Source organism: Rhodococcus sp. CX, from assembly GCF_015865005.1.
In the GTDB taxonomy this organism is placed as follows: Bacteria; Actinomycetota; Actinomycetes; order Mycobacteriales; family Mycobacteriaceae; genus Rhodococcus.
In genome coordinates, this window is the sequence record NZ_JADZGH010000160.1 from 1 (window position 1) to 5,831 (window position 5,831).

At 68.0% G+C, this 5,831-nt stretch carries 7 protein-coding genes; 2 read left to right on the forward strand and 5 right to left on the reverse strand.

The genetic code is table 11. The features are described 5' to 3' along the window. Both I0Q12_RS16670 and I0Q12_RS16675 read right to left on the reverse strand, forming a co-directional pair. Positions 1-730: DUF4328 domain-containing protein (locus tag I0Q12_RS16670; RefSeq protein ID WP_197252959.1), on the reverse strand; the 730-nt coding region annotated here is incomplete at its 3' end. Further along, positions 730-1,071: a rhodanese-like domain-containing protein gene (locus I0Q12_RS16675; protein WP_197252960.1), complete on the reverse strand. Its 342-nt coding sequence runs from the start codon at positions 1,069-1,071 to the stop codon at positions 730-732. The genes I0Q12_RS16670 and I0Q12_RS16675, both read right to left, overlap by 1 nt. 355 nt (positions 1,072-1,426) lie before the next feature. Between I0Q12_RS16675 and I0Q12_RS16680 the strand changes: the two genes are divergently transcribed. Further along, positions 1,427-2,356, forward strand: a complete 930-nt coding sequence (locus I0Q12_RS16680; RefSeq protein WP_197252961.1) for an LLM class F420-dependent oxidoreductase — start codon at positions 1,427-1,429, stop codon at positions 2,354-2,356. 75 nt (positions 2,357-2,431) lie between these two features. Here the strand turns inward: I0Q12_RS16680 and I0Q12_RS16685 are convergent, their stop codons facing one another. The 3 genes from I0Q12_RS16685 to I0Q12_RS16695 all read right to left on the reverse strand — a co-directional run bounded on the left by I0Q12_RS16685 (position 2,432) and on the right by I0Q12_RS16695 (position 4,930). Beyond that, positions 2,432-2,962 carry a hypothetical protein gene (locus tag I0Q12_RS16685; protein WP_248675602.1) on the reverse strand — a complete coding sequence of 177 codons (531 nt, stop codon included), beginning with the start codon at positions 2,960-2,962 and terminating at the stop codon, positions 2,432-2,434. Positions 2,963-3,162: 200 nt separating this feature from the next. Continuing rightward, on the reverse strand, positions 3,163-3,831 hold the full coding sequence (gene msrA, locus I0Q12_RS16690) for a peptide-methionine (S)-S-oxide reductase MsrA (RefSeq protein WP_197252963.1): 669 nt from the start codon (positions 3,829-3,831) through the stop codon (positions 3,163-3,165). Between the two features lie 10 nt (positions 3,832-3,841). Next, positions 3,842-4,930 carry an acyltransferase family protein gene (locus tag I0Q12_RS16695; protein WP_374068713.1) on the reverse strand — a complete coding sequence of 363 codons (1,089 nt, stop codon included), beginning with the start codon at positions 4,928-4,930 and terminating at the stop codon, positions 3,842-3,844. 300 nt (positions 4,931-5,230) lie between these two features. Here I0Q12_RS16695 and I0Q12_RS16700 point away from each other — a divergent pair. Then, the coding region (locus I0Q12_RS16700; protein ID WP_197252965.1) for a superoxide dismutase at positions 5,231-5,831 on the forward strand (601 nt) is incomplete at its 3' end.

Genomic DNA, 5,831 nt, shown 5'->3' on the forward strand with positions numbered 1-5,831 from the left:
GCACCCCGCCGAGGACCCACAGGATCCACCAGGTGCGGACGGCGCGACGCAGCCGCGGGCCGGCGTCGTCGGCGATCTCGGTGAGGTACACCCCCGGCAGCGCGAGGTTGACCAGCGGGATCACGCAGCCCAGCACGATCAGCGCGGGCGGTCGCGGATCCGACGACCCGCGTGCCGCGTACACGCGCTCGCGCACCCGGACCAGCCGCAGCCCGGCTGCGACGACGGCCGCGAGCGCGACCAGCGGCGCGACCACCTGGGTGGAGCCGACGGCGGCGTCGGACAGCGCCAGCGCGACGGGATCGACCAAGCGGGTGCGGTTGAACAGCAGCAGCCCGTAGCGGACGGCTTCGGCGAGGGCCGCGAGCGCGAACAGCACCGCGGTCGCGACGAGGAGCGTCGGGGCGATCTCGGCGAGCTTCTCGGCGCGGGTCGGTTCGTCGACGGTGGTGACCGCGCGACGGTCACGCAGACTCCATCGCGGCACGTCGTCGTAGCGGGGCGTGGGACCGAGCGCCGCGGCCCCACCCGTGCGAGGCTGCGCCTCGGGCGGCGTGCCGGCTGCGGAGGGGATGGCGACCCAACGGAAGTTGCGGCGCGCCGGCGGCACCGGACGCTGCGGGTCCACGGGCGAGAGCAGCAGCCCGCGGCAGCCGGGGCACCATTGGCGCGGCTGCCCCACCACCGGCCAGCGGTGTTCGCAACGGACGCAGATCTGGAAGGCGGGCATCAATAGATCTTCGCCGGAGTGTCGCCGTCGGCGGTCAGGGGTCGTCCGGTGCGCTGCCAGGCCACCATGCCGCCGTTCACCTGGAACGCATCGAACCCGATGTTGTTGAGGTACGCGACGACGCCCACGGATCGGCCGCCCTGACGGCACACGACGTAGACCTCGGCGTCGATGTCGATGTCCTCGATCCTGGCGGGTACATCGGCGACCGGGATGTGGAGCGCGCCCGGGGCATGACCGAGATCCCATTCGTCGGCTTCGCGCACATCCAACAGCACCACGCCGTCCCCGATCTCCGGGACGTCGTCGACCGACACGGTGGGAACATCGGAGAAGCTCACATCGTCAATAGTGGCACGCGTCTTCCGGGGACGCAGCCGTCGGATCGGCGCGACATCACCGTTGCGTCACACAGTTGTTACAGGCCGGCCACATTCCCGACCAGAACCGATGACGAAATCCCCACGGCGACGGAGTTATCCACAGTTTCCACAGGTTCATCCCCAGTTTTCGGAGTAACTCACAGCTCCTACCTCGCTCGGGCCGAGCACATTTCGCACTCCGTCCCTCGACATGTCCGAATCATCGTGCGCCGCACCGGCACCTCCCATCACCCGCGAGCGCGCGCCCGCCGCGCGGTGCGCGCACTCGAAACTGCCGCGCGTACGTACACGCGGAACTGAAAGGATCGTGGCCATGGAACTACGGATCTTCACCGAACCCCAGCAGGGCGCCACCTACGCCGATCTCCTCGCCGTCGCGCAGACGGCCGAACGGCTCGGCTACGCCGCGTTCTTCCGATCCGACCACTATCTCGCAATGAACAGCAAGGGCCTGCCCGGCCCCACCGACGCGTGGATCACGCTGGCCGGGCTGGCCAGGGAAACCTCGACGATCCGGCTCGGCACCCTCGTCACGTCCGCGACGTTCCGGCATCCGGGACCCCTCGCGATCACCGTCGCGCAGGTCGACGCCATGAGCGGCGGGCGCGTCGACTTCGGGCTCGGCGCCGGGTGGTACGAGGAGGAGCACCTCGCGTACGGCATCCCGTTCCCGCCCCTGCAGGAGCGTTTCGACAAGCTCGAGGAATCCCTCTCCGTGATCACCGGCCTGTGGGAGACCCCGGTCGGCAAGACGTTCTCGTACGAGGGCGCCCACCACCGGATCCTCGAATCGCCTGCTCTGGCGAAACCCGCGCAGCGTCCGGGTCCGCCGATCATCATCGGCGGCAAGGGCAAGCGCCGCACCCCTGCACTCGCGGCCCGCTTCGCCGACGAGTTCAACGTCCCGTTCGAGTCGGCGGAGGAGTCCGCGCGGCTGTTCGAGCGGGTGCGGAACGCGTGCCGAGCCGTGAACCGCGACCCCGCGGAGATGGTGTGGTCGAACGCGCTGGTGCTGTGCTGCGGTCGCGACGAGAACGAGATCGCGCGCCGCGCCGCGCGCATCGGGCGTGAGGTCGACGAGCTGCGTGAGAACGGGCTGGCCGGCACCCCGGCCGAGGTCGTCGAGAAGATCGGACGCTACGCCGAGATCGGTACGCAGCGGATCTACCTGCAGGTTCTCGACCTCGCGGATCTCGACCACCTCGAGCTGGTCGCGCAGGAAGTGCTCCCGGCGGTGCGCTGAGCTTCGCTCACGGGAGGCACCGGAGCTTCGCTCACGGGTAACACCGGAGCTCCGCTCACGGGAGGCACCGGTAGGTCAGTGGCTGCTGGTGGAGCCGAGGAAGATTTCGATGTCCCGGCTCCACTGGCGGGTCCGTGCGAGATCGAGGCGCCAGCGGGCGACGGCGAACAGTCCACCGGCGACGAGCGCCGTCCCGACCCACGCGGACACGCCCACCAGCACCGCGGATACCTTGGCACTCGTGGCACTCATCGGCGGCAGCGACTGGTTGCCGTCGGCGTCGACCCAGACCGGCACCTGGCTGCCGGGTGCGGTGGTGGAGTCGACCTGGATGGTGCCGTTCCGTGTCTCCCGGCCCCACGGCCACGACGCCTGGACCGTCGCGGAGTCGGACACTCCGTAGTCTCCGTAGGTGGCGGCGACGGTCGTCGGAGTACCCGCGGTCGTTGCTGTCACCAGGGTGCGTTCCGCGGTCTGCTGCGCTGACACCGCGAGTTGTGTGTCCCAGGTTGCGGCCCCGGCCCATATCGCCAACGGGATCATCGCGACCACGAGGAATGCGAGCAGGGCCGTCAACCGCGCCTCGATGCGATCGGTGCGGCGCACGAGAGGATTACGGCGTCGAGAGGATCGGCGTGCCGTTCGTAGATAGGCCGCCGTGCTGTTCACCATGTCGAGTCCGGTCCTTCCCCCTAGTTCGCTCATTCCAGATTGATCCGCCGGACCGGTAAGAGCAAGGGGATGGGCCTTATATCACACGCGAGGCGACTGTGCGAGGGCCGACTCCCGAGGTCCCGAGGGGATCGTCAGAGTCCGAGACCGACGGGGCAGCTGACGCCGGTCGCGTGGACCGGGCAGTAGCCGTTCGGGTTCTTCGCCAGGTACTGCTGGTGGTAGTCCTCGGCGTAGTAGAACTGGGTCAACGGGGCGATCTCGGTGGTGATCGCGCCGTATCCGGCAGCGGCCAGACGCTTGCCGAACGATTCCGCGGTGGCCTCGGCGATCTCGATCTGCGATTCGTCGAACGTGTAGATCGCGGACCGGTACTGGGTGCCGTGGTCGTTGCCCTGCCGCATGCCCTGCGTCGGGTCGTGGTTCTCCCAGAACTGTTGCAGGATCTGCGCGTATCCGATCACTTCCGGGTCGAACACGACGAGAACCACCTCGGTGTGCCCGGTGCGGCCCGAGCAGACCTCCTCGTAGGTGGGGTTGGGGGTGTAGCCGCCCGCATAGCCGGCGGCGGTCGAGTACACGCCGTCGAGTTCCCAGAATTCCTTCTCGGCTCCCCAGAAACACCCCATGCCGACGACGGCGGTCTGCATACCGTCCGGGAACGGCGGGGTGAGGCGGTGGCCGTTGACGTAGTGGGCGTCGGGCACGGGCATGGGGTCGGGTCGTCCGGGCAGTGCCTGCTCGCGGGTGACCATCACGGATTTGGCGGCCTTTTGGGAGAGGATCTCGTCGAACCAGGACATGGTTCCGATGCTACGCGTGGGATTCGCTGTGGGCGGGGGTCGCGCTCACGCCGTCGGCCGCCGGGACGCGGCGGATCCACCGATCGGTGATCCAGCGTCCGGCCGGCACCTCCACGCAGCGGTAGAGCGCCTCGGAGACGAGCGCGCACACCACAACGAACGCGAGGACGGCCCCGGTACGGCCGAGGTGCCCGACGGTGTTCTCGTACACGCGGTACAGCACCAGCGTGTGCAGGAGGTAGATCGCGAAGCTGCGGGTCGCGGTCCAGTACACGATCCGGGAGCGGGCGATCCGGCCGTCGTAGCGGGCGAGCAACACGACGGTCGCGGTGACCACGACGATCGTCCACAGGTAGCGGGAACCGGCCCAGTACACCTGGTAGTCGGTGGCGATCCAGACGACCATCACCTGCGCGAGCATCGCGAGGATGAGTCCGCGGGCGCCCGTCAGCCGCGCCCACCCCAGGTAGATGATCTGCCCGAGGAAGACGCACGGGAGGGTCGCGGCGATCTTCGACAGGAACGGCACCGCGTACGGCTGCGGGACGTACAGGTTGTAGAAGATCACCAGCATGCACACCGCGGCGCCGAGGGTCGGCATCGCGATCGGCGCGGCTCGGAGCAGGGGTCGCGCGAGCACGCAGTAGAGGTAGAACGTCACCTGCACCGCGAGGGTCCAGGTCACGCCGAGCACCGCGACCTCGGGTTTCAGGAAGAACCCGCCCAGGAAGAAGCTGAGCACCGCCTCGCCGTTGGTGATGCCGGTCTGCCCGCTGAACATGCCGTTGATGCCGAGACGCACGAGCACGATCGCAGCGAGGATCGCGACCCAGAATCCGGGCAGCAGCCGGGCGCCGCGGGCGATGAGGAACGGGCGGGCGTCCTGCCGGATCGCGGATCGGGTGATGAGCATCCCGGTCAGCATCATGAAGGCGGCGACGCCGAGGAACGACAGGTGCTGGTTGAGTTTCGCGCCGTCGACGAGCACGTCGTAGACGAGGTCGATCCCCCACCAGCCGGTGCCGAGGTCGTCGATCAGATAGAACGAGATGTGCGAGTACACGACGGCGAGTACGGCGAGTGTCTTCAGCAGATTCACGCCCGGGAACTCGACCCGAGGCGCTTCGCCGCCGCGTGCCGTGTCGCTCGGGAGTGGCCGAAACATCCGGCAATGTTAATGTCCGGTTTACTGTCGTGCCGAATCCGGCCCCCATCTGCGCAGGTAGAGACCTTTGTCCCGTGCCGATCCGCCCAACAGCCCTCGACGGCGGCGCGCCGGATATGCCGGAACCGCGTGCAGGCCAGTGTTGCGCAGGGTGTACTTATGAGTTTGGGTGGAAACCCAGAAGTATCGAAAACATGAACGGGCCCAACAGGCCCGCAGATGAAGGGACCCTTCGTGGCTGAGTACACGCTTCCGGAACTGCCCTACGACTACGCGGCCCTCGAACCGCACATCTCCGCCAAGATCATGGAGCTGCACCACAGCAAGCACCACGCGACCTACGTCGCCGGCGCCAACACGGCCCTGGAGAAGCTGGCCGAGGCCCGCGACAACGGCACGATGGCCGCGCAGGCCACCAAGCTCGAGAAGGACCTCGCGTTCCACCTCGGTGGCCACACCAACCACTCGGTGTTCTGGCAGAACCTCTCGCCCGAGGGTGGCGACAAGCCGGAGGGTGAGCTCGCCGCCGCCATCGACGACGCTTTCGGTTCGTTCGACAAGTTCCGCGATCACTTCTCGGCCAACGCGAACTCCATCCAGGGCTCCGGCTGGTCCATCCTGGCCTGGGATTCCATCGGTCAGCGCCTGCAGATCGTGCAGCTCTACGATCAGCAGGGCAACATCTCCATCGGCCTGGTTCCGCTGCTCATGCTCGACATGTGGGAGCACGCCTTCTACCTGCAGTACCAGAACGTCAAGGCCGACTACGTCAAGGCCTTCTGGAACATCGTCAACTGGGCGGACGTGCAGGCCCGCTTCGAGCGCGCCCGCACCC